Origin of the sequence: Streptomyces noursei (genome assembly GCF_001646665.1) — a bacterium.
Taxonomy (GTDB): Bacteria; Actinomycetota; Actinomycetes; order Streptomycetales; family Streptomycetaceae; genus Streptomyces; species Streptomyces lavendulocolor.
Genome location: NZ_LWBU01000207.1, coordinates 1 through 237, shown reverse-complemented (window position 1 = coordinate 237; position 237 = coordinate 1). Strand labels below are relative to the sequence as shown.

General features: G+C 81.4%; 1 pseudogene. It reads left to right on the top strand.

The window, feature by feature from the left end:
• Positions 1–179 (top strand): annotated as a pseudogene (locus A4V12_RS36670) (substrate-binding domain-containing protein); the annotation flags it as partial.
• Positions 180–237 lie beyond the last annotated feature (58 nt).

Below are 237 nucleotides of genomic sequence, written 5' to 3'. Positions count from 1 at the left end.
CGCCGCCCCCCGCCCCGCCGCTGACGACGGTCTCCTCCGACCGCCCCGCCATGGCCCGCGCGGCGGTGGACCTGGTGCTCGACGACGGCCTGCGGGTGGCGGGGTCGCGCCGGGAGCGGGTCAAGCAGTTCCCGTCGGCGCTGATAGTGCGCCGGTCCTGCGGCTGCGACGGCCAGTAGCGCCGCACGCGGCGGCACCTCCGGCGGGCCGCGGCCCGCACGGCGGGAGCCCGCCCGG